Origin of the sequence: Streptomyces rectiverticillatus (genome assembly GCF_013394065.1) — a bacterium.
Classification (GTDB): domain Bacteria; phylum Actinomycetota; class Actinomycetes; order Streptomycetales; family Streptomycetaceae; genus Streptomyces; species Streptomyces rectiverticillatus.
Genome location: NZ_CP040752.1, coordinates 1,364,741 through 1,387,259 on the forward strand (window position 1 = coordinate 1,364,741; position 22,519 = coordinate 1,387,259).

General features: G+C 72.8%; 20 protein-coding genes, 1 pseudogene and 1 riboswitch. Of the genes and pseudogenes, 15 read left to right on the forward strand and 6 right to left on the reverse strand.

The annotated features are described in order from the left end of the window. Nucleotides 1-29 precede the first annotated feature (29 nt). A riboswitch (FMN riboswitch) is annotated at nucleotides 30-160 on the forward strand. A 164-nt stretch (nucleotides 161-324) separates the two neighbouring features. The 15 genes from ribD to FGW37_RS05670 all read left to right on the forward strand — a co-directional run bounded on the left by ribD (nucleotide 325) and on the right by FGW37_RS05670 (nucleotide 14,276). Continuing rightward, nucleotides 325-1,449: a bifunctional diaminohydroxyphosphoribosylaminopyrimidine deaminase/5-amino-6-(5-phosphoribosylamino)uracil reductase RibD gene (ribD, locus tag FGW37_RS05600; RefSeq protein ID WP_246430284.1), complete on the forward strand. Its 1,125-nt coding sequence runs from the start codon at nucleotides 325-327 to the stop codon at nucleotides 1,447-1,449. A 2-nt stretch (nucleotides 1,450-1,451) separates the two neighbouring features. Then, a complete protein-coding gene (locus tag FGW37_RS05605; protein ID WP_179080050.1) occupies nucleotides 1,452-2,069 on the forward strand; it encodes a riboflavin synthase in 618 nt (205 codons plus the stop codon). Beyond that, nucleotides 2,066-2,719: a nicotinamide mononucleotide transporter family protein gene (locus FGW37_RS05610; RefSeq protein WP_179080051.1), complete on the forward strand. Its 654-nt coding sequence runs from the start codon at nucleotides 2,066-2,068 to the stop codon at nucleotides 2,717-2,719. Before FGW37_RS05605 ends, FGW37_RS05610 begins: the two co-directional genes overlap by 4 nt. Continuing rightward, nucleotides 2,716-3,999, forward strand: a complete 1,284-nt coding sequence (locus tag FGW37_RS05615) for a bifunctional 3,4-dihydroxy-2-butanone-4-phosphate synthase/GTP cyclohydrolase II (RefSeq protein ID WP_179080052.1) — start codon at nucleotides 2,716-2,718, stop codon at nucleotides 3,997-3,999. Before FGW37_RS05610 ends, FGW37_RS05615 begins: the two co-directional genes overlap by 4 nt. A 55-nt stretch (nucleotides 4,000-4,054) precedes the next feature. Then, nucleotides 4,055-4,540 carry a 6,7-dimethyl-8-ribityllumazine synthase gene (gene ribH, locus FGW37_RS05620; protein WP_179080053.1) on the forward strand — a complete coding sequence of 162 codons (486 nt, stop codon included), beginning with the start codon at nucleotides 4,055-4,057 and terminating at the stop codon, nucleotides 4,538-4,540. Nucleotides 4,541-4,574: 34 nt separating this feature from the next. Further along, nucleotides 4,575-4,844: a phosphoribosyl-ATP diphosphatase gene (locus tag FGW37_RS05625; protein WP_058047755.1), complete on the forward strand. Its 270-nt coding sequence runs from the start codon at nucleotides 4,575-4,577 to the stop codon at nucleotides 4,842-4,844. 82 nt (nucleotides 4,845-4,926) lie between these two features. Then, nucleotides 4,927-5,775, forward strand: coding sequence for an ATP phosphoribosyltransferase (hisG, locus tag FGW37_RS05630; protein ID WP_179080054.1), 849 nt, complete (start codon nucleotides 4,927-4,929; stop codon nucleotides 5,773-5,775). A 41-nt stretch (nucleotides 5,776-5,816) separates the two neighbouring features. Beyond that, on the forward strand, nucleotides 5,817-6,281 hold the full coding sequence (locus FGW37_RS05635; RefSeq protein WP_246430285.1) for a PH domain-containing protein: 465 nt from the start codon (nucleotides 5,817-5,819) through the stop codon (nucleotides 6,279-6,281). A gap of 257 nt (nucleotides 6,282-6,538) precedes the next feature. Continuing rightward, nucleotides 6,539-7,870, forward strand: a complete 1,332-nt coding sequence (locus FGW37_RS05640; protein ID WP_179084529.1) for a hemolysin family protein — start codon at nucleotides 6,539-6,541, stop codon at nucleotides 7,868-7,870. Beyond that, nucleotides 7,867-8,976 (forward strand): hemolysin family protein, encoded by a 1,110-nt coding sequence (locus tag FGW37_RS05645; protein WP_179080055.1) that lies wholly within the window; start codon nucleotides 7,867-7,869, stop codon nucleotides 8,974-8,976. The genes FGW37_RS05640 and FGW37_RS05645 overlap by 4 nt, the downstream gene beginning before the upstream one ends. Before the next feature lie 145 nt (nucleotides 8,977-9,121). Further along, nucleotides 9,122-9,427, forward strand: coding sequence for a CU044_2847 family protein (locus FGW37_RS05650; protein WP_179080056.1), 306 nt, complete (start codon nucleotides 9,122-9,124; stop codon nucleotides 9,425-9,427). Nucleotides 9,428-9,437: 10 nt separating this feature from the next. Continuing rightward, on the forward strand, nucleotides 9,438-10,340 hold the full coding sequence (locus FGW37_RS05655) for a S1 family peptidase (protein WP_179080057.1): 903 nt from the start codon (nucleotides 9,438-9,440) through the stop codon (nucleotides 10,338-10,340). Continuing rightward, nucleotides 10,337-12,754, forward strand: a complete 2,418-nt coding sequence (locus FGW37_RS33215) for a tetratricopeptide repeat protein (RefSeq protein ID WP_246430286.1) — start codon at nucleotides 10,337-10,339, stop codon at nucleotides 12,752-12,754. The genes FGW37_RS05655 and FGW37_RS33215 overlap by 4 nt, the downstream gene beginning before the upstream one ends. Then, complete coding sequence (locus tag FGW37_RS05665; protein ID WP_179080058.1) at nucleotides 12,751-13,587, forward strand: polysaccharide deacetylase family protein; 837 nt, start codon at nucleotides 12,751-12,753, stop codon at nucleotides 13,585-13,587. Before FGW37_RS33215 ends, FGW37_RS05665 begins: the two co-directional genes overlap by 4 nt. After that, nucleotides 13,584-14,276, forward strand: coding sequence for a DUF5995 family protein (locus tag FGW37_RS05670; protein ID WP_179080059.1), 693 nt, complete (start codon nucleotides 13,584-13,586; stop codon nucleotides 14,274-14,276). Before FGW37_RS05665 ends, FGW37_RS05670 begins: the two co-directional genes overlap by 4 nt. Before the next feature lie 66 nt (nucleotides 14,277-14,342). Here the strand turns inward: FGW37_RS05670 and FGW37_RS05675 are convergent, their stop codons facing one another. The 6 genes and pseudogenes from FGW37_RS05675 to FGW37_RS05700 form a co-directional block, all read right to left on the reverse strand. Beyond that, nucleotides 14,343-16,043, reverse strand: coding sequence for a flavin monoamine oxidase family protein (locus tag FGW37_RS05675; RefSeq protein ID WP_179080060.1), 1,701 nt, complete (start codon nucleotides 16,041-16,043; stop codon nucleotides 14,343-14,345). Nucleotides 16,044-16,103: 60 nt separating this feature from the next. Further along, entirely contained in the window at nucleotides 16,104-16,913 is an 810-nt protein-coding gene (locus tag FGW37_RS05680) for a carbon-nitrogen hydrolase family protein (protein ID WP_179080061.1), read from the reverse strand. A gap of 312 nt (nucleotides 16,914-17,225) precedes the next feature. Then, a complete protein-coding gene (locus FGW37_RS05685; RefSeq protein WP_179080062.1) occupies nucleotides 17,226-18,206 on the reverse strand; it encodes a LysR family transcriptional regulator in 981 nt (326 codons plus the stop codon). A 54-nt stretch (nucleotides 18,207-18,260) separates the two neighbouring features. Then, entirely contained in the window at nucleotides 18,261-18,716 is a 456-nt protein-coding gene (locus FGW37_RS05690; protein ID WP_030365350.1) for an Lrp/AsnC family transcriptional regulator, read from the reverse strand. 452 nt (nucleotides 18,717-19,168) lie between these two features. Next, nucleotides 19,169-20,677 (reverse strand): annotated as a pseudogene (locus FGW37_RS05695) (amino acid permease); the annotation flags it as partial. A gap of 381 nt (nucleotides 20,678-21,058) precedes the next feature. Next, a complete protein-coding gene (locus tag FGW37_RS05700) occupies nucleotides 21,059-22,501 on the reverse strand; it encodes a GuaB1 family IMP dehydrogenase-related protein (RefSeq protein ID WP_179080063.1) in 1,443 nt (480 codons plus the stop codon). Nucleotides 22,502-22,519: the final 18 nt, after the last annotated feature.

Below are 22,519 nucleotides of genomic sequence, written 5' to 3' on the forward strand. Positions count from 1 at the left end.
CATGTAGCATGACCTGACATTTTGAAACGCAGCGCACTCCGGGGTCGGTGAAAGTCCGAACCGGCGGTTACAGTCCGCGACCCGTCCGCAGCCAGCGGCCGGTTGACCAGGTGAAATTCCTGGACCGACGGTTAAAGTCCGGATGGGAGGCAGTGCGCGGCGGGCACGCATCGGCACACCGTCGCAGGTGGCCCGCCCTCACGGGCGGCCCTTCCCGCACGGCCTCGCAAGGGCCGTGGTGTCCCCCGTTGCGGCGTACCCGCTTCTTTCCGTCGTCCCGTACGACAGCCCCGGAGTCCGTGCCCGAAGAGGCAGGAGGACCCGGTGGCCACCGCGACCGAAGCAGACGCGATGCGTCGCGCCATGGCGCTCGCAGCTCGCGCCCTTGGCGCGACGAGCCCCAACCCCGTCGTCGGCTGCGTCATCCTCGGCCCTCAGGGCACCGTCCTCGGCGAGGGATGGCACCGCCGCGCCGGCGGTCCGCACGCCGAGGTCGAAGCCCTCGCCGCCGCCTCCGCCGCAGGCCACGACGTGCGCGGCGCCACCGCCGTCGTCACCCTCGAACCCTGCAACCACACCGGCCGCACGGGCCCCTGCGCCCAGGCCCTGATCACCGCCGGCATCGGCCGGGTCGTCTACGCCGTCGCCGACCCCACCGACGCCGCCACCGGCGGCGCGGCCACCCTGGACGCCGCCGGCGTCGACACCGAGGGCGGCCTCCTCGCCGACGAGGCGGCCGCCGGCAACGCCGCCTGGCTCACCTCGGTGCTCCAGGGCCGCCCCTTCGTGCTGTGGAAGTACGCCGCGACGCTCGACGGGCGCAGCGCCGCCGCCGACGGCACCAGCCGCTGGATCACCTCCGCGGACTCCCGCGCCGACGTCCACCGGCTGCGCGCCGAGGCCGACGCCGTCGTGGTGGGCTCGGGCACCCTGCGCGCGGACGACCCCCACCTGGCCGTGCGGGGCCGCGAAGGTGCCGTGCAGCCCCTGCGCGTCGTCGTCGACACGCACGCCTCGGTCACCCCCGGCGCCCGCGTCCTGGACGACGCGGCACCGACCCTGCTCGCCGTCGGCGAGCACGCCGACACCACCCATCTGCCCGGCGCCGACGTCGTGCGCCTGCCCCGCGCCGGGGCCGGCGGCGGCCACGGCGGCCTGGACGTACACGCCCTGCTCCGCGAGCTCCACGCGCGCGGCGTCCGCTCCGTGCTGCTCGAAGGCGGCCCCGCCCTCGCCGGCTCGTTCGTCGCCGCCGGTGCCGTCGACCGCGTCGTCGGCTATCTCGCCCCCGCCCTGCTCGGCGCCGGGCCGGCCGCCCTCGGCGACGCCGGCATCGGCACGATCGCCCACACCCTGCGCCTCGAGGTGACCGACGTCGCCCGGCTCGGTCCCGACCTGCGGATCACCGCAGTCCCCACCGCTTCCGCCACCGCCCCTGAGGAGAACTGACAGTGTTCACCGGAATCGTCGAAGAACTGGGCGAGGTCGTCTCCGTGGAGAACCTCGGCGACAGCTCCCTCTTCCGGCTCCGCGGCCCGATCGTCACCGAGGACGCCAAGCACGGCGACTCCATCGCCGTCAACGGCGTGTGCCTGACCGTCGTGGAGACCGCCGACGGCGAGTTCACCGCGGACGTGATGGCCGAGTCCCTCAAGCGCTCCAGCCTGGGCGCCCTCGTCCCCGGCTCGCGCGTCAACCTCGAACGGCCCATGGCCCTCGGCGGGCGCCTCGGCGGCCACCTGGTCCAGGGGCACGTCGACGGCACCGGCACCGTGCTGGAGCGGATCCCCGGCGAGCACTGGGAGATCGTGAAGATCGGCCTGCCGGCCGGGCTCTCCCGCTACGTCGTCGACAAGGGCTCCATCACCGTCGACGGCATCAGCCTGACCGTGGTCGAGGCGGGCGACGAGCACTTCACCGTCAGCCTCATCCCCACCACGCTCGAACTGACCACCCTGGGCATCAAGCAGCCCGGCGACCCGGTCAACCTCGAGGTGGACGTCCTCGCCAAGTACGTCGAGCGGCTGCTCGGCACGCCCGCCCGCGGCACCGGGGAGAGCATCGCATGAGCGCCCTCGACTGGCTCAACGGCGAGGCGTTCAGCGCCTTCGGGCAGCACGTCATCTGGTCCGACGCGATCGGCAACACCATCGGCCTCGCCGCGCTCGCCCTCGGCTGGCGGCGCTCCATATGGACCTGGCCCGCCCAGTTCCTCTCCGGCGTCATCCTCGTCGCCGCGTACGCCTCGGCCCACCTCAGCGGCGGCATCGGCAAGCAGCTCCTCGTCATCGGCGTCGCCGTATGGGGCTGGCGCCAGTGGCACCGCGGCAGGCAGCAGGCGCAGGACGGCTCGATCGCGGTCCGCTTCGGCACGTGGCGCGAGCGGGTGGCGCTGCTGGCCGGCACTGCGCTCGGCACGCTGGCCGTCGGCGGCCTGTTCACGGCCGTGCCGGAGCTGTCCTGGAACCCCTGGCCCGACGCCTACATCTTCGTCGGCACGCTCGCCGCGATGGTGGCCCAGGCCCGCGGGCTGATCGAGTTCTGGGCCGCCTGGCTGCTGGTCGACGTGGTGGGCGTCCCGCTCGCCTTCAGCAGCGGCCTGGCCTTCTCCGGCCTCGTCTACGTCATCTACCTCGCCCTGGTCCTGTGGGGCATGCGCGACTGGTGGCTGCGCTCCCGCGAGAGCGTGAAGCCCGCACTGGAAGGAGCAGCAGCATGACCGTCCTGGACACGGAGAACTGGCCCCTGGCCGGGGAGTTCGCCCTCGACTCCGTCGAGCGTGCCGTCGCCGACATCGCCGCCGGCCGGCCCGTCGTCGTCGTGGACGACGAGAGCCGCGAGAACGAGGGCGACCTCGTCGTGGCCGCGGAGAAGGTCACCACCGAGATCGTCGCCTTCATGATGAGCGAGTGCCGCGGCCTGATCTGCGTCCCGCTGGAGGAGGACGACGTCGAGCGGCTCGACCTGCCGCAGATGGTCGCGGACAACACCGAGTCCATGCGCACGGCCTTCACCGTCTCCGTCGACGCCTCCCGCGCGCACGGCACCGACACGGGCATCTCCGCCGCGGACCGGGCCACCACCATCCGGCTGCTCGCCGACCCCGCCGCCGCCCCCGGCGACTTCGTCCGGCCCGGCCACGTCTTCCCGCTGCGCGCCAGGCCCGGCGGCGTCCTGGTCCGCAACGGCCACACCGAGGCCGGCGTCGACCTCGCCCGGCTCGCCGGTCTGCGGCCCGCCGCCGCGATCGTGGAGATCGCCGGCGAGGACGGCGCGATGCTGCGGCTGCCCGAGCTGATCCCCTTCGCCCGCAAGCACGGCCTCGCGATCATCTCCATCGAGGACCTGATCGCCCACCGCCGGGCGGCGGAGGCCGCCGTGCACCGCGAGGCCGAGACCCGGCTGCCCACCGCCTTCGGCGACTTCCGCGCCTACGGCTACCGCTCCGCGGCCGACGGCGTCGAGCACATCGCGCTCGTCGCCGGCGACCTCGGCGCCGGCGAGGACGTGCTGGTGCGCGTCCACTCCGAGTGCCTGACCGGCGATGTGTTCGGCTCGCTGCGCTGCGACTGCGGCCCGCAGCTGCAGGCGTCCATGGAGCGCATCGCCGCCGAGGGCGGCGTCGTGCTCTACCTGCGCGGGCACGAGGGCCGCGGCATCGGGCTGCTGCCCAAGCTGCGCGCCTACGAGCTGCAGGAGGACGGCCGCGACACGCTGGACGCCAACCTCGAACTGGGGCTGCCCGCGGACGCCCGCGACTACGCGGCGGGCGCGGAGATCCTCGCCGACCTGGGGGTGCGCTCGCTGCGGCTGATGACGAACAACCCCGACAAGAGCGCGGCCCTGGCCCGCCACGGGCTGGAGGTCACCGGCCGCGAGCCCGTGCCCGTCCAGGCCGGGGAGCACAACCTGCGGTACCTGCGCACGAAGCGGGACCGCATGGGCCACGACCTGCCCTGGCTGGACGGCACGCCGGTGCCGGCCTGCAGCAACCAGTGACGACGACCACCACCCACACACCCGCCCAGCGGTACCGACGGAAGAGAGAAGCGACGTGAGCGGCAAGGGCGCCCCCGAGCTGAGTGTGAAGAACTGCCAGGACCTGCGGGTGGCCGTGATCGCCGCGCAGTGGCACGAGAAGGTCATGGACGGCCTGGTCGACGGCGCCCTGCGCGCGCTGCACGACCTCGGCATCGACGAGCCCACCGTGCTGCGCGTGCCCGGCAGCTGGGAGCTGCCCGTCGCCGCCAAGGTCCTCGCCGGCCGCGGCTACGACGCGATCGTCGCCCTCGGCGTCGTCATCCGCGGCGGCACCCCGCACTTCGACTACGTGTGCCAGGGCGTCACCCAGGGCCTCACCCAGGTGTCCGTGGACACCGGCGTCCCCGTCGGCTTCGGCGTCCTGACGTGTGACGACGACGCGCAGGCCCTGGACCGGGCCGGTCTCGAAGGCTCGAACGAGGACAAGGGCCACGAGGCCGTCACCGCCGCCGTCGCCACGGCGGTACTTCTGCGCTCGGTGTCCGAGCCCTGGCACTGACAGCGGGGGCGGACCCCGTAGGGTAGGACGCACCATGTCCAAGAAGACGTTCGAGGAGCTGTTCGCAGAGCTCCAGCAGAAGGCCGACGGCGACCCCGCCACCTCCCGCACCGCCGAGCTGGTGGGCAAGGGCGTCCATGCCATCGGCAAGAAGGTGGTCGAGGAGGCCGCCGAGGTGTGGATGGCCGCCGAGTACGAGGGCGCCGACGCCACCGCCGAGGAGATCTCCCAGCTGCTGTACCACGTTCAGGTGATGATGGTCGCCCGCGGGATCTCCCTGGACGACGTCTACTCCCACCTCTGACCCCGCCGGCACCGGCCCCCGGTGCCACCGCAGTTCCTCCCGTACATCCCGCACATCCCCACGCACGAAGGAAACCGACCTCATGCTGCGCATCGCCGTTCCCAACAAGGGTTCTCTCTCCGAGCCTGCGTCGGCGATGCTCCATGAGGCCGGCTACCGCCAGCGCAAGGACCGCAGGGAGCTCGTCCTCGTCGACTCGGCCAACGACGTCGAGTTCTTCTTCCTGCGTCCGCGCGACATCGCCGTCTACGTGGGCTCCGGCAAGCTCGACATCGGCATCACCGGCCGCGACCTGCTGCTGGACTCCGGCTCGCAGGCCGAGGAGATCATGCAGCTCGGCTTCGCCGGGTCCACGTTCCGCTACGCCACCCGGCCGGGCACGGCTAAGGACGTCAGCGAGTTCGGCGGCATGACCGTCGCCACGTCCTTCTCCGGCCTGGTCACCAAGCACCTCGCCGACAACGGCGTGGACGCCGCCGTCGTCCACCTCGACGGCGCGGTCGAGACCGCCATCCAGCTCGGCGTCGCCGAGATCATCGCGGACGTGGTGGAGACCGGCACCACCCTGCGCAACGCCGGCCTGGAGATCATCGGCGAGCCGATCCTGAAGTCCGAGGCCGTCGTCATCCGCCGCTCCGGCGCACCGGCCGACGACCCCAAGGTGCAGCAGTTCCTCCGCCGGATGCAGGGCGTCCTCGTCGCCCGCCGGTACGTGATGATGGACTACGACATCCGGGTGGAGCACGTCGAGCGCGCCGTCGCCCTCACCCCCGGCCTGGAGTCGCCGACCGTCTCCCCGCTGCACCACGAGGGCTGGGTCGCGGTCCGCTCGATGGTCCCCTCCAGCGACGCCCAGCGCATCATGGACGAGCTGTACGAGCTGGGCGCCCGCGCCATCCTCACCACCAACATCCACGCCTGCCGCCTCTGACCGGCCCGGCCCCCTCCCCACCCAGCGAGAGCTCCAGCGACGTGTCCACGCCCGCATCCCCGTCCGGCCCGGCCGGGCTCCCGGTCACCTTCCGCCCGACCCGTACCCGGATCGTGCTGATGAGCCTGGGTACGGCCCTGCTCGCCGTCCTCACGGCGGTGTCCTTCCTGCTCGACACGGCCACGGCCGGGGACCGGGCCTCCTTCATCGGCACCGGCCTGCTCGTCTTCGCCTTCCTCGGGCTGCTCAGCCGCCCCAAGGTGGTCGCCACCCGCGACGGCGTGACCGTCGTCAACCTGACCACGAAGCGGCAGCTGGCGTGGGCTCAGATCGTCCGGGTCACCCTGCGCCCGGGTGACGCCTGGGTCCATCTGGACCTGGCCGACGGCACGAGCCTGGCGGCCATGGGCATCCAGCCCGGCATCGCCAAGGAGCAGGCCGTCGCCAACGCCCGGGCCCTGCGCGCCCTGGTGGAGGAGCACGGCACGGGGCACTCCGCGACCTGATCCACGACCTGATCCGGCCCGATCCACGACCGTTTTCCCGGGCGTTCCCCGAGCGGGGCGGCCCGCCTGTGACCGCGGTTCCTTGATTACTCTGGTGCCACGGGCACACACCTGCCCCGCCCCGCACGAGGAAACGGCCGTGGAACAGCGCGGCCCGCGGGGCACCTGCGACCCGAGGAGTGACTCCCTCCGGCAATGGACGGATCGTCCTGTAGTACCCGCGCCGCCGCCCACCCCACGGAGGCGGCGGCATGAGTATCACCGTGTCCCTGCTGCTGCTCGCGGCAGCACTCCTCCTCATCCTGGCGAACGGCTTCTTCGTCGCCGCCGAGTTCGGCCTGGTGACCGTGGAGAAGCCGGAGGCCGAACGGGCCGCGGCCGGCGGTGACCGCCGGGCCCGCACCGTCGTCGCCTCCCTGCGCGAGCTCTCGTTCCAGCTCTCCGGGACCCAACTCGGCATCACCATCACCTCGTTGGTCGTCGGCATGCTGGCCGAGCCCGCCCTGGGCCACCTGCTCACCGGGCCGCTCGCCGCCGCCGGCCTGCCCGGGGGAGCCGCGCCCGGCGTGGCCGTCGTCACCGGCATGCTGGTGGCCTCGGCCGTGCAGATGGTCATCGGCGAACTGGTGCCCAAGAACTGGGCGGTCTCCCGGCCCCTGCAGGTCGCGCGGTTCGTCGCCGGCCCGCAGCACGCCTTCGCCCACTTCTTCCGGCCCGTGATCACCCTGCTGAACGCGGTCGCCAACCGGCTCGTACGGGCCCTGGGCGTCGAGCCCGCCGAGGAGCTGGCCTCCGCCCGCACCCCGGGCGAACTCGTCTCCCTGGCCCGGCACTCGGCCCGCGCCGGCGCCCTGGAGCAGGACACCGCCGACCTCTTCGTACGCACCCTCTCGCTCGGCGGCCTCACCGCACAGCACGTGATGACGCCCCGTGTGAAGGTCAGCGCCCTGCAGTCCTCGGCGACCGCCGAGGACGTCCTCAACCTCACCCGTGCCACGGGCCTGTCGCGCTTCCCCGTCTACCGGGAGCGCCTGGACGACATCACCGGCATGGTCCACCTCAAGGCCGCCCTGGCGGTCCCCGCCGACGAGCGGCTGCGCACCCCCGTCGGGCGCATCGCCGTCCCCCCGATGCTCGTACCGGGCACGCTGCCTGTGCAGCCGCTCCTGGAGCAGCTGCGCAGCGGGCAGCCGATAGCCGTCGTCGTCGACGAGTACGGCGGTACGGCGGGCGTGGTGACCCTGGAGGACATCGTCGAGGAGCTCGTCGGCGAAGTCCGCGACGAGCACGACGCCGAGGACGCCCACCGGCCCGAACTGGCCCCCGTGGCCTGCGAGGACGGCCGCACCGGGTGGGAGGCCGACGGCGGCTGCCGCGTCGACGCCCTGCGCCGCATAGGCCTGGAGCCGCCCGACGGCCCGTACGAGACCGTCGCCGGGCTCGTCGCTGGCCTGCTGGGCCGCATCCCTGCGGCCGGTGACACCGCCGAACTGCCCGGCTGGCGGATCTCGGTGCGCCTGGTCGCCCACCACCGGGCCGAACGGGTGCGGTTCGCCCGTACCGCCACCGGCAGGGGGGAGGCGCGATGAGCGTGCTGCAACTCCTCTTCGCCGCGCTGCTGGTGCTCGCCAACGGCTTTTTCGTGGGCGCCGAGTTCGCGCTCGTGTCCGTGCGCCGCAGCCAGATCGAGCCGAAGGCCGCGGAGGGTTCGGCACGGGCCCGTACGGTCCTGACCGGCCTGGAGAGCCTGCCGCAGATGATGGCCGCCGCCCAGTTCGGCATCACCGTCTGCTCTCTGACGCTCGGCGCGGTCGCCGAGCCGACGGTGGCCGCGCTCCTGGAGCCCGTCTTCGAGGCGGCGCACGTGCCCGCCGGGCTGATCCATCCGCTGGGCTACGTCATCGCGCTCGCCGTGGTGGTCTTCCTGCACCTGGTGATCGGCGAGATGGTGCCGAAGAACCTGGCCATGTCGGCGCCCGACCGGGCGGCGCTGTGGCTGGGCCCGGGGCTGGTGGCGTTCGCACGGGTCTGCCGACCGGTCACCCGCCTGCTGGGCGCGTGCGCCCACGGCGTGCTGCGGCTCTTCCGCGTCGAGCCCAAGGACGAGGTGGAGGCCGTGTTCACCAGCGAGCAGCTCACCCACCTGGTCGAGGACTCCCGCCAGGCGGGGCTGCTGGAACGCGCCGAGCAGGAGCGCCTGGAGGACGCCCTGGAGCTGGGCAGCCGCCCGGTGACCGACGTGCTCCTCGACCCGGCCGACCTGGTCACGGTCGACCCGTCCGTCACGCCGCGCGGCATCGAGGAGCTGACGGTGCGGACCGGCTATTCGCGCTTCCCCGTGTGCGCCCCCGGCGGCGCCGTCATGGGCTACCTCCACGTCAAGGACGTCCTGGACCTGGAGGACCGTGAGCGTGCGGTGCCGCAGCACGTGTGGCGGCGCGTGGAGACCCTCCGGGCCGAACTGCCCCTGGACGACGCCCTGACGGTGATGCGCAGGGCCGCGGCCCACCTGGCGGCGGTCACGGACGCGTCGGGGCGGGTGCTGGGGCTGGTGGCCCTGGAGGACGTCCTGGAGAAGCTCGTGGGCGAGGTCCGCGATCCCTCCCACCGGGAGGTCCCGGCGGCTGCCGTCCGGGTCGCCGACCCGCGGGTGCCGCGCAAGCCCCGGGAGCGCAGCGGCGTACTGACGAGCTGAGAGCTTGTCCGACGAGGGCGGCGGCCCGTCCGTCCTCGACGGGAACTCCCCCGATTCCCCTGCCGCGAGTGGCCCGCGTGGCTAGGCTGAACGAGCCGCCGCGTCACGGCCGGTGAAGCTCATGGAGGAATCGGGGGAGCCCGCCATGTCCGTACCGCTGGTCCGCGTGGAGACGGTGGAACTGGACGCGCAAGGGTCCCGGCAGATCAGCAGCCGGACCCGCCGCACCGCCTCCCTGGAGGAGCGCTCCGAAGAGCTGGAGCAGGCCATCACCTCCGCGTCCTCGATCGCGCAGGACGCCCTCGCCCGGATCCCGGAGCGCGACGGCTGGCGCGTCGGCAGCCTGCAGGTCACCTTCGGGGTGACGCTCGCGGCCGAAGCCGGGGTGATCCTCTCGAAGGCGTCCGCGGAGGCGTCCTTCGAAGTCATACTGACGGTGGAACGCGCCTGAGGGGCCCGCGGTGCCCGGATCCGGCTACGCGGTCGACCTCTACCAGGCGGACAGACCCCTGGGCGCGGGGTTCCTGCTCACGCGGTGCTTCGTCCTGACGGCGGACCACTGCCTGCGGTACCTGGCGGTCGGCGAGGAGCACGTCAGCGTGCGCCTGGGCGACGGCACCGAGGTCGGCGGGCGCGTCTGCCGGCGCATCGAAGAGGCCGACCTCGCCCTGATCGAGGTCCTCGAACCGGAACTGGTGCCGCTGACGCTGCCCGTCGGGGACCTCCCCCGCCGCGGCGACCGCTGGCGCGGCCTGCACCGGCCGTCCCTGAGCGACCCCCACCTGGGCGGCCACGTCGACGCGGACGCCGTCGACTACACGTGCGTGGGCGGAGGGCGCATCCAGGCCATGCAACTCGTGGCGGAACAGGCCCTGGGGGACTACTCGGGGTACTCCGGCGGGCCGGTCGAGCGCGTGACCACGGCGGACCGGGGGGCGGCCCTGCTGGGCGTCCTGATCGAGCAGTATCCGGACCGGCAGGCACCCGACCGTGCGGCGAACGTGCTGTTCGCCGTGCCGCTCCGGGAGGTGATGAGCCGCTTCCCCCACTTCCGGACGGATCACCTGCTGCAGGCGCTGGAGCCGCCCGCGAGCGTCGCGGAACCGGTGGGGCGGCACGAGGAGCAGTCCGCTGCGAGAGGGTCGGCGGCCCCGCCGCCGGTAACGGCCCCGGTGAACGACTCTCCCGGAGCGGAGTCCGCTCCCGTCTCCGTCGACATGGCGGTCGCCAAGGGCGAGGCGCTGCTGAGTGCGCTCAAGGAGTGGTCGGAACGGGGTCTCATCGACCCGGGGCAAGTGGCCGGGCTGCAGGTGCACATCGCGAAGAACGTCGTCGACTTGGCGCTGGGGGGTGAGGCGTCGTGACGGATGAACTCCGGGAGGCCATCGGGCAGGCGGAGGAGGCGGTGACCGGCGGGGGCGCGGCGGGGGCGGCGCTCGCCGTGCCCGCCGGGGCCGCGCGCCGGGCCGTTGTGGCGGGGCGCCCCGGCGCCATCGAGGACATCTGTTACCTGGCGACCCTCCTCCAGGCACTGGGACGGCGCGAGGAAGCCCTGGAGATCCTGCGCTCCGGGTCTTCAGCCGCGCCGCACTCCCCCGCCCTCGACGGCTCCGCCAAAGCCGCGGCGCTGAACAAGCTGGCGGCGAGGATGGTCGGCCTCGGGGAGCTGGAAGAAGCAGGCAGCGCCCTGGAGACCGCGCGGGGCCTCGACGCCGAACAGCACGTACGGGCCGAGACGTTCGCCAATCTGGCCGCCGTCCACGCGCGCGCCGGCGACTTCGGGAAGGCCGAGCGCGTGGTGGGGCTCGCGCGACTCGCGCTCGGCGGGGGTGAGGAGCGCCGGGTGCGTCTCCTCCTCGCCTCGGTCGACCTGGCGCTCGCGCGCTGGAGCAACGACCCCGTACAGCTCAGCGAGGTGGCCGCCGACGTGCGCGAAGCCGACCGCCGGGCGCTCGGCTCGCCGGAGCCGCGGCAGTCCACCGATATCCCGGCGCTCGTCTTCCGGGCGGCGGTGGAGTTCGAGTGGGCGCGGTCGCTGCGTGCCCACGAGCGCATGGCGCAGGTCACCGACGTGATGGCCACCGTCGCGGCGCGGGCGGCCGCCGAGCTGGGGGCCCGTCACCCGCAGACCGTGACCGCCGTGGCCGACCTGGCCTGCGCGGAGTACGAGACGGTGCGGCGGACGGAAGACCTGCCGCGGCTGCAGCGCGCCGTACGGGCGCTGGAGGAGGCGGCGCGGCAGTCCTCGGACTGCTTCGGCGACCGCCACCCCCTCACCATCACCGCGCTGACGAACCACGCGTGCGCCGAACTCGACCTCGCGCGGGCCATGGAGTCGCCCGGTCGCATGGAGCACGCGGAGGAGGCCCTCGACGAGGCCGACCGCATCGCCACGGCCGGCTTCGGAGCGGAGCACCCCATGGCCCTTCTGCTGAAGGGGACCCTGAGGGCGTGCCGCCGGATGCAGGGCATGGACGGGCCGGCGACCGGCTACGGAAGCCGGCTCACCCTGGTGCGTACGGCCATCGGGGACGAGTGGCATCCCCGTGAGGAGCTCGTGTCGCCGGACGTCGCCTCCAGGGTGCTGAAGTCTGGTGCGCCGCCGCATCCCGCCTCCGCCTCGCTGGAGTTACTCGGCCTCCTGCAGGAGAGTCACGAACTCGCGCTCTCCCACAGTCGGCAGGGAGACTGGAGCCGGGCGCTCAGCGCGCACCGGCGGGTTGCGGCGACCCGCGAGCGGCTGCTCGGGCAGGAGCACCCCGAAACCCTGGAGAGTCAGTACGAGATCGCCGTGGCCCTGTCCAGGCTGGGCCGTCACGCCGACGCGCTGGGGTTCTTCGGGCAGCTCGCCGGTGCCCGCGCCCGGGTGCTCGGCCCCGATCACCCGGACACCCTCGCCGCACGCCAGGAGATGGCATACGTCCTGGGCCGGCTGGGGCGGCACTTCGAGGCCTTCCAGCTGTACTCCGAGGTCCTCGGCGTCCGGGAGCGCACGATGGGCCCGGAGCACCCGGAGACGCTGCGCTGCCGGCACAACCTCGCGTTCAGCCTCGGGCGGCTGGGGCGCTGGGAGGAGGCGTACCCCATGGCGGTCGAGGTGGCGGCCGACCGGGCACGCAGGCTGGGCGACGACCATCCCGACACGCTGACCACGCATTACGAGGTCGCCTACGCGCTCGGCCGGCTCGGGCGATGGGAGCGGGCCCTCCTGGTGTACCGCTACGTGGCCCGAGCCCGGAGCCGGGTCCTGGGGCCCGACCACCCCGACACGCTCGCCGCCCGCTACGAGGCGGGCATCTGCCTCGGGCGCCTGGGGCGCAGCGCGGAGGCCCTTCAGGTCTACGACGCGCTCGTCGCGGACCGTGAGCGCGTCGAGGGCCCGGAGGCTCCGGAGACCCTGCGGGCCCGGCACGGGCGGGGCGTCAACCTCGGGCGGCTCGGCCGCTGGGAGGAGGCCCTGGCGGAGGCCCGTCTGGTCTGCGAGCTCCGGGAACACGTGCTCGGTCCCGAGCACCCCGATGCGCTCGTCAGCCGCCGCGAAGTGGCCGTCGCCCTCGGGTGGCTGGGCCGCTGGGAGGAAGCGCTCGTCGCCTACCGGCACGTGGCGCGGGACCGGGAGCGCGCGCTCGGGCCCTCGCACAGCGACACGCTCGCGAGCCTCAACGACGAAGCGCACTGTCTCGAACAGCTCGGTCGCGCGGACGAGGCCACCGCGCTCTACCGCCGGGTGGCGGCCGCCCGTGCCGCCTCCCGCCCGCGGGGCGTTGACGGGGCATGAGACCACTCGCCGTATCCGTTCCGCCCAGGAGAACGCTGGTCGTCACGCTGCTCCTGGCCCTCGCCGCCGTGCTCGCCTTCGCCTCTCCCCCGTCCCGCGCCGCACCTCCCTCGCCCGTCTCCGACCTGTTCGGCTCGGACGTCAGACACCTGCCGACCACGCGTCCCGTCGTCGCGCTGACGTTCAACGCGGCGTGGGACGAGGCCGGGATCGCGGACGTGCTCGGTACGCTCGGGCGGCTGGGCGTGCCCGCGGCGTTCTTCCCCACGGGGGACTTCGCCGACCGGCACCCCGGTGCCGTACGGGCCATGGCGGAGCAGGGGTTCGGGCTGGGCAACCATTCGTACAGCCACCCGTATTTCGACCGCATCGGCGCCCGGGAGGCGCAGGAGGAAGTCCTGCGTGCGGACCGGGCGATCCGGCGGGCCGGGAGGGTGGAGCCGCTGCCGTTCTTCCGCTTCCCGTACAGCGAGGCGCCCCCGGATAAGGTCGCGCTGGTCAACTCGCTGGGCTTCGCGGACCTCGAATTCACGACCGACACGAACGGCTACCTCGGCGCTTCCCAGGGCATGACCGTCGACCGGGCCGTCCGCCGCGCCCTGGACGCGTTGACGCCGGGGGCCGTGATCCAGATGCACGTCGGCAGCGACGACGGCGGGCCCGTGCTGGACGCCCTGGCGCTGCCGAGGATCGTCGCGGGCGTACGGGCGCGCGGGTACGGCTTCGCGGACCTGCGCGCATATGCCGGGAGACCCTGCCCGTTCATCCGTTCCGGTCAACTACCGCCCGCGAGCCCCTACTCTGCGTATTCACCTGTCACTCTGTGTGCATGACGCTGACTTGGGCGAAGCCCGCGGCACCCGCCGGCATCGAGGACGTACTGGCGCAGATGCGGATGCTGGACGGGGCCCTGCCGCCGCGGGACGGGGTGCACGTCTTCAACCGCGTGTACCTGAAGGTCACGGAGCGGGTCGCCGAGCAGGCGGGGGCCGGAGGGTTCACGGACGGGGCGGCGGCCACCGAGCTCGCCGTGCGGTTCGCGGCGCGGTATCTGGCCGCCGTCGACCACACGGCGGCGGGCCGGGAGCCGCCGTCGTGCTGGCGGCCGCTGTTCCAGCTGCGGGGCCATCCGGCCGTCCGGCCCCTGCAGTTCGCGCTGGCGGGGATCAACGCCCACATCGGGCACGACCTCGCGCTGGCCCTCGTCGACACCTGCCGTGCGCTGCGCGGCCGGCCCCACCTGATGGAGGCCGACTTCGAGCGGGTGGGCGGGCTGCTGGTCGCCATGGAGGAGCGGATCCGCGAGGATCTGATGCCCGGGCCGGATCTGCTGGACGTCGCCGATCCGCTGACGCACCTGGTGGGTTCGTGGTCCCTGCAGGCGGCGCGGCGCGGGGCGTGGGCGTCCTTCCGCGCGCTGTGGGCGGTGCGCGGCCTGCCCGACGTGGCCGAGGAGCTGACCGGCCGGATGGACTCGAGCGTCGGGCTGGTGGGGCGCTGCCTGCTCACGCCCTTGGGGTGAGGCCCCCCGAGCTGGGGGGCTCGGGGGGCCTCGGTCCGGTGGACGGCGGTCCGGGAGGACCCGCCGTCAGTCCTCGGGCAGTTCGACCGGCGCGAGCTCGTCGTAGCGGTCGCCCGGGCCCGGGTTGGACGGGTCGGTCCCTCCGCCGAACTGGTGCATGACGCCCCACACGGCGTTGAGCGCGGTCTGCACGGCACCCTCCGCCCAGCCGGCGGTCCAGGAGATGTCGTCGCCCGCGAGGAAGAGCCCGCGCTTGTCCTCGGGCAGGCGGTCCTGCATGAAGTGGGTGAACAGGCGCCGCTGGTAGCGGTAGTGGCCCGGCAGGTTCGCCTTGAACGCGCCCATGAAGTAGGGCTCGTTCTCCCAGGAGACGGTCACCGGGTTGCCGATGATGTGCTTCCGGATGTCGACCTTGGGGTAGATCTCGCCGAGCGACTTGAGCATGACCTCCAGGCGCTCGTTCGCCGACAGCGGCAGCCACTTGAGGCTGTCGTCGCACCAGGTGTACGAGAGGCAGATGACGGCCGGCTTGCCGGGCCCGTCGTCCAGCAGGTAGGTGCCGCGCGTCATCCGGTCGGTGAGCGTCATCGACATGACGTCCCGCCCGGTCTCCTCGTCCTTATCAAGCCAGAACGGCCGGTCCACCGGCACGAACAGCTTGGAGGACTCCATGTAGTGGGTGCGCTCCATCGCCGTCCAGTGGTCGATGGGGAACAGCGAGTCGTCGCAGGCGATCTTCGACAGCAGCATCCACGACTGGGCGGTGAAGACCGCCGCCTTGTACGTGCGGATGTCGCCGGAGGCATCGGTGACGGTGATGCCGTTGCCCGCGGTGCGGTGCAGCCGGGTCACCGCCGGGCGCGGGTCGCCGCCGTGCAGCGAGGACAGCGAGGTGCCCGGGGCCCAGTGGACGAGCTTCTCCGGCTCGCGCTCCCACAGGCGCAGCGGGAGCTGCTGGCTGCCGCCGACGATGCCGCGGTGGTGGTCGTCGGCCTCGGTGTAGACGACCCGCAGGATCTCCAGGATGGAGTTGGGGAAGTCGGTGTCCCAGCCGCCGGTGCCGAAGCCGACCTGGCCGAAGATCTCACGGTGCCGGAAGGACTTGAACGCCTCCGACTCGCACAGGAAGCCGTAGAAGGTCTGGTTGTCGAGCTTCTCGACCAGCTTCGCCCAGATCTCCCGGATGCGCGGCACGTCGCGCTCGCGCAGGGCGCGGTTCATGTCGGAGAAGTCCGCGCCCTCCTCCAGGCAGGCGTTCCACGCCTCGGCGACCTCGCGGTAGACCGGGGGCAGGTCGTCGATGGTCTGCGCGTAGTGCGACTCGCCCTTGAGGTCCACGACGGTCGACGGGGTGTCGGGCGCCAGCGGGTTGGGGAAGGGCTTGGTCTCCAGGCCCACCAGGTCGATGTAGTACTGCAGCGCGGTGGAGCTCGGGGGGAAGCGCATCGCGCCCATCTCGGCGGTCAGCGAGGGGTCGCAGCCCTCGAAGCCGACGGTGCGCAGCCTGCCGCCGATCTTGTCGGCCTCGTAGACGACGGGCTTGAGGCCCATCTTCATCAGCTCGTAGGCGGAGATGATGCCCGACAGGCCGCCGCCGATGACGGCGACCTCGGCGCCGTGCCCGGTCGCCGGTATCTGCCCGAGGCCCGCCGGGTGGGCCAGGAAGTCGTCGTACGGGAAGGGGAAGTCCGGGCCGACCATGGTGATCGGCGGCAGGGCCGGCTCCGACGGCTCGTCGTGGGCGGCGGTGGGCACCATGGACGTCATCGGCTGAACTCTCCTGCGAAAAGTGGGGGTTGCGGCTCTGAGGGGCCCGGAGGCGGTGGGTCAGACGAGTGAGGCGTACAGCTCCGGACGCCGGTCGGCCAGGTAGGTGTTCTCGGCGCGGGAGGCCTTCAGCAGCGCCGGGTCGACGTCGGCGACGATCAGGTCCTCGCCGCTGCCCGCCCGCGCCCGTACGGTCCCGTCGGGGGCGGCGAGGCAGCTGAGGCCGGCGAAGGTGAAGTCTCCCTCGTCGCCGCAGCGGTTGGCGTAGGCGATGTAGAGCTGGCTCTCCCAGGCGCGGGCCGGGACGATCGTCTGCGGGACGATCTCGTACGGGCGCATCAGCGCGGTGGGGGCGAGCAGCAGCTCGGTGCCGGCCAGTGCGTGGGCCCGCACCGGCTCGGGGAACTCGACGTCGTAGCAGATCAGCAGGCCGAGGCGGAGGCCCGCGAAGTCGGCCTGCACGACGGGCTCGGAGCCGGGCCGGAAGTGGGCGCTCTCGTACGCGCCGAAGAGGTGGGTCTTGCGGTAGTTGGCCAGGCGGGCGCCGTCGGGGCCGATGAGCTGCAGGGCGTTGTAGACCGTGCCGCCGTCGGCTCCGTCGCGCTCGGGGTAGCCGTAGCCGACGGCCAGGCCGTGCTCGGCGGCGATGCGGGCGACCGCACGGGCGCCGGGGCCGTCGGCCGGCTCGGCGCGCTCCCGGACCGCGTCCCCGAGGGCGTAGCCGGTGAGGAACAGCTCGTTGGTGAGCAGGATCCGCGCTCCCGCGGCGGCGGCCCGGCGGGCGGCGCCGTCGAGGGCGACGAGGCTGTCCGAGGTGGAGGAGGGAACGCCGGCGGGGCCCTGGTACAGCGCGATACGCGGCGGCGTCATGCGGCCTCACTTCACCTGGTCCGGAGGGGGGGTGCGCGGCCCCCCTGCGGGGGCGTCGCGTTAAGACGCCTTGACGGTACGGGGCGCCGTCCCGGCCGGACAAGGCACGTCCGTTGCGTGGAGGTGGACGATTCGTTGCGCCTTTCCTGCGTTTCGGTGCGATTCGTTGTGCGGGAGGTGCTTGAGGCGGGTACGGCACCGCCGGACACGTCCGTGGATGTTGCGCGCCGCGGCGGCGGCAGGTGAAGGGCTGCACCCTTCACGGTCACGGTTGAAGGGGCCTCCGCCCCCTCACTTCCGCCGCGACGGCGATCAGCCACCGCCCAGCGGCCCGGCGGTGCCATCCGTGAGCGACCCACCCGTCATGCGTACCATGTCGCGGACGACATCCCGTAGCCACTGGTGGCCCCGGTCCGCCTCGTGGCGCGGGTGCCAGGCCATGGAGATGGTCACCGGCGGGAGGTCCAGGGGGATCTCGAAGGTCTGCAGGCCGAGCGCGGCGGCGGCCGGGCCGCCGATCCGGTCCTGGAGGAGGCCGACGGCGTCGCTGCCGGCGATGACGAAGAGGGCCGAGGCGAAGGTGGGCGCCGTGCCGACGACGCGGCGGCGCAGTCCGCGGGCGGCGAGGGCCTCGTCGATCGGCCCGGACAGCCGGCCGCGCCGGGAGTCGAGGAGGTGGCTCGCGGCGGCGTAGCGGCGCAGGGTGACGGGCGCCTCGAGGAGGGGGTGGCCGGGCCGGGCGACGCCGACCATGCGGTCCGTCATCAGGGGTTCGACGCGGATCTCGGGTTCGTTGCGGTCGATGACACCGATCTCCAGGTCGAGGGCACCGTCGCGGAGGGAGGGGACGCCGGAGGCGTCCTCGGCGAGGAAGCGCAGGGTGACGCCGGGCGCCTCCCGGGCGGCGCGGCCGAGGAGGGGGGCACCGAAGGCCATCACGTGGCTGTCGTGGGAGCTGAGGGTGAAGACCCGCTCCAGCGTCGCCGGGTCCGCGGGCGCGGCGGTGAACAGGGAGTGCGCGTCGGCGAGGACGCGGCGCACCTCGGACCGGATGGCGAGGGCGCGCGGGGTGGGGACCATCCGGCGGCCGGCGCGGACGAGCACGGGGTCGCCGAGGGCGCGGCGGATGCGGCCGAGGGTGCGGCTCATGGCGGGGCCGGACAGGCCGATGCGGTCGGCGGCGGCCGTGACGCTCTCCTCGGCGAGGAGGGCGTCGAGAGCGACGAGCAGATTCAGGTCGACGTTGGCCAGCCGGCCGGCCGGGGAAGGGCTCTCAGCTGCTTCTTTGCGCATGGCGCAAGTATGGCGGGGAGTCCTTGCACGCCCTTGCGCGCAGAGGCGCAGAGGTCAGGAGGGCGCGCCCGAGCTGAAGCGGCGCAGCAGCGGGGAGAGCACGAGCACGGACTTGGTGCGCTCGACGAAGGGCTCCCCCGCGATGCGCTCCAGCACGCGCTCGAAGTGGCGCATGTCGGAGGCGAAGACCTGCACGAGGGCGTCGGCCTCGCCGGTGACGGTGGAGGCGGACGCCACTTCGGGGTAGCGCGACAGGCCGCGGTGGATGGCCTCGGGCGAGGTGTTGCGGCGGCAGTAGATCTCGATGAACCCCTCGGTCTCCCAGCCGAGGGCCGCCGGGTCCACGCGGACGGTGAACCCGGTGATGGCGCCTTCGGCGCGGAGCCTGTCCACGCGCCGTTTCACGGCGGGCGCCGACAGACCGACCTCTGCGCCGATGTCGGCGTAGGAGCGCCTGGCGTCCTCGGCCAGGGCGTGCACGATGCGTTCGTCGAGCTCATTCAATCGCACGGCGGGTGGATCACATTTCTACGGGTAACCAGCTACTGCTACTACCAGCAGTAGATCACGTACCCGGCCGTGTTCCCGACACGTGTTCCCGGGTCCGCCCGCCGGGTCCGCGGACGGCGGACCCGGCGGGCGGGATCACGGGAGTGGCGTGGAAGGGATCACTTCTTCTTGCCGCGCGCCTTCTTCCGCGGCTTCGGCCGGCCCTTGCCGGCGGCCTTCGCAGAGGACGTGGCCCCGGCCCCGGCCGCGTTTCCGGCCTTCGCCGCCTGCTGGGTGCGGGCGGCGCCCTTCTTGGCCGTCGCGGCCCCGGCCTTCGCCGCAGGCTTCGCACCGGGCTTGGCCCCGGACTTGGCCACGACCACGGACTTCGCCGCGGGCTTCGCACCGGCCTCGGCCGCTGCCTCGGCGGCCACCGGCTCCTTCGCCAGGACGGCCCCGGCCGCCCCGTCGACGGCCAGGCGCGACCGGCGCATGCCGTAGAAGAAGTAGATCACCAGACCGACGAGCATCCAGCCGCCGAAGACCTGCCAGGTGATGACGTCCAGGCTGAGCATCATGTAGAGGCACATGGCGAAGCCCAGCACCGGGAAGAGCAGGCCGAGCGGAACCCGCACCGGGACGAACGGAAGCGGAACGCGCACGCCCGAGAGCGGCACCTGGAAGCTGCGGTGCATGTCGGGGCGGGTGAAGCGCAGCACGATGACGGCGACGTTCACCAGGGCGAAGGCGAAGAGCGTGCCGATGCTGGTGGCGTCGGCGAGCTGGCCGAGCGGGACCGCGGCGGCGAGGATGCCGCAGAACAGCGAGACGATCACGGTGTTCGCCATCGGCACGCCCTTGCGGTTGACCTTGGCGAAGGCCTTGGGGACCAGACCGTCGCGGGACATCGCGAAGAGGATGCGGGTCTGCCCGTACAGGACGGTGAGCACGACGCTGGCGATGGCGATGACGGCGCCGGCGGCGAGCAGCACGGCCCAGAAGCTCTGGCCGGTGACGTCCTTCATGATCCCGGCGAGGGCGGCCTCGGAGCCCTCGAAGTCGCCCCACGGCATGGCACCGACCGCGACGGCCGCGACCAGCACGTACAGCACCGTGACGATCAGCAGCGACAGCATGATCGCCTTGGGCAGGTCCTTCTTCGGGTTCTTGGCCTCCTCACCGGCGGTGGAGGCGGCGTCGAAGCCGATGTAGGAGAAGAACAGCGTGGCGCCCGCGGCGCTGACGCCGCCGAGGCCGAGCGGCATGAACGGGGCGTAGTTGCCGGCGCGGATGCCCATGAAGGCCACGGCGCAGAAGAGCAGCAGGGCCACGATCTTCACGCCGACCATGATCGCGTTGGCGCGGGCGCTCTCCTTGGCGCCACCGATCAGGAAGGCCATGCACAGCAGCACGACGAGCAGGGCGGGCAGGTTGAAGATGCCGCCGTCGGCACCGGGCGGGTTGGCCAGGGCGGCCGGGATGGTGACGCCGATGGTGCCCTCGAGGAGCTCGTTGAGGTACTGGCCCCAGCCGACGGCCACGGCCGCCACGGAGACGCCGTACTCCAGGATCAGGCACCAGCCGCAGACCCAGGCGATGACCTCGCCGAGGGTGGCGTAGGCGTAGGAGTACGAGGAGCCGGAGACCGGGATGGTGCCGGCGAGCTCGGCGTAGGACAGGGCCGAGAACAGCGCGGTGACGCCGGCGAGGACGAAGGAGATCACGACGGCCGGGCCGGCGTCGGGCACGGCCTCGCCGAGCACGACGAAGATGCCGGTGCCGAGCGTGGCACCGATGCTGATCATGGTCAGCTGCCACATGCCGAGCGAGCGGCGCAGGCTGCCGCCCTCGCCCTGGCCGCCCTCGGCGACCAGACGCTCGACGGGCTTGCGGCGCATCAGGCGGGCGCCGAAGCCGGTGGACTGCAGCGGGGGAAGCTGCTTGCCGCCGGTGGCAGGTGGCGCAGTGCCTTGGTCCAACACGGGGTTGCTCCGTTCATGACTGCCGGTCGGGGGTACCGGTCCGGAAGCAGGGGTTCCGCGGCGGGACCCGGGGGCGCGCCGACATGGCAGAGCAATCCCGTAGCGAGGGGTACCGCCGAGCAAGCGGTACCCGCCACTCCACGTTCTGCGCAGACCCTACGAGGTCAGGGCCCGCGCTCGTAATGCACCATTCTTGCGTATGCCCGGCTGATCATTGCGTCCGGGTGGCCAGAACAGGTGATCGTTGCACGTCACGTTATGAATCGGTACATGGGGAGTAAAAAAGGGGCGCGACCCGGCGAACCGGAATGATCTCCGTAAAACACAAAAAAGGGGCGCGGTCCGGATCGGACCGCGCCCCTTTTCAGGGCCGTGCGGGGGTTACTGCCAGCTGGCGTGCAGCGGCTTGCCCTCGGCGTAGCCGGCGGCGCTCTGGACGCCGACGACGGCACGCTCGGCGAACTCGGCCAGGGAGCCGGCGCCCGCGTAGGTGCAGGAGGAGCGGACACCCGCGATGATCGAGTCGATCAGGTCCTCCACGCCCGGGCGGGCGGGGTCGAGGAACATGCGCGAGGTGGAGATGCCCTCCTCGAACAGACCCTTGCGGGCCCGGTCGTACGCGGACTCCTCGGAGGTGCGGTTCTGGACCGCGCGGGCCGAGGCCATGCCGAAGGACTCCTTGTAGAAGCGCCCGTCGGCGGTCTGCTGGAGGTCGCCCGGGGACTCGTACGTGCCCGCGAACCAGGAGCCGATCATCACGTTGGACGCGCCCGCGGCCAGGGCCATGGCGACGTCGCGCGGGTGACGGACGCCGCCGTCGGCCCACACGTGCTTGCCGTACTTCTTCGCCTCGGCGGCGCACTCCATGACGGCGGAGAACTGCGGGCGGCCCACGCCGGTCATCATGCGGGTGGTGCACATGGCGCCCGGGCCCACACCGACCTTGATGATGTCCGCGCCGGCCTCGATGAGGTCGCGCACGCCGTCGGCGGCGACGATGTTGCCCGCAACGATCGGGACCTGCGGGTCGAGCGCCCGGACGGCCTTGATCGCGGAGATCATCGTCTCCTGGTGGCCGTGCGCGGTGTCGATGACGAGCGTGTCCACGCCCGCCTTGAGCAGCTGCTCGGCCTTGCCCACGAAGTCGCCGTTGATGCCGACGGCGGCGGCGATGCGCAGCTTGCCCTCGGCGTCGGTGGCGGGGGTGTAGAGGGTCGCGCGCAGGGCGCCCCGGCGGGTCAGGATGCCCGCGAGGCGGCCGTCCTTGTCGACCGCGGGGGCGAGCTTGCGGTGCGCGGCGTCGAGCTGGTTGAAGGCCTCGCGCGGGTCGATGTCCGCGTCGAGGAGGAGGAGCTCCTTGGACATGACCTCGGACAGCTGGGTGAAGCGGTCCACGCCGGTCAGGTCGTGCTCGGTGACGACGCCGACGGGGCGGTGGTCCGCGTCGACGACGACGCCGGCGCCGTGCGCGCGCTTGGGCAGCAGCGACAGCGCGTCGGCGACGGTCTGGGAGGGGCTGAGGACGATCGGGGTGTCGAGCACGTGGTGGCGGCTCTTGACCCAGGAGATGACGTCGGTGACGACCTCGATCGGGATGTCCTGCGGGATGACGACCAGGCCGCCGCGGCGGGCGACGGTCTCCGCCATGCGGCGGCCGGCGATCGCGGTCATGTTCGCGACGACGAGGGGGATGGTGGTGCCGGTCCCGTCCGGCGCGGAGAGGTCCACGGCCTGGCGGGATCCGACCGCGGAGCGGCTCGGCACCATGAACACATCGTCGTACGTCAGGTCGTACGGCGGCTTCTGGTCATTAAGGAAACGCATACTGGCTCTCTCACCTGC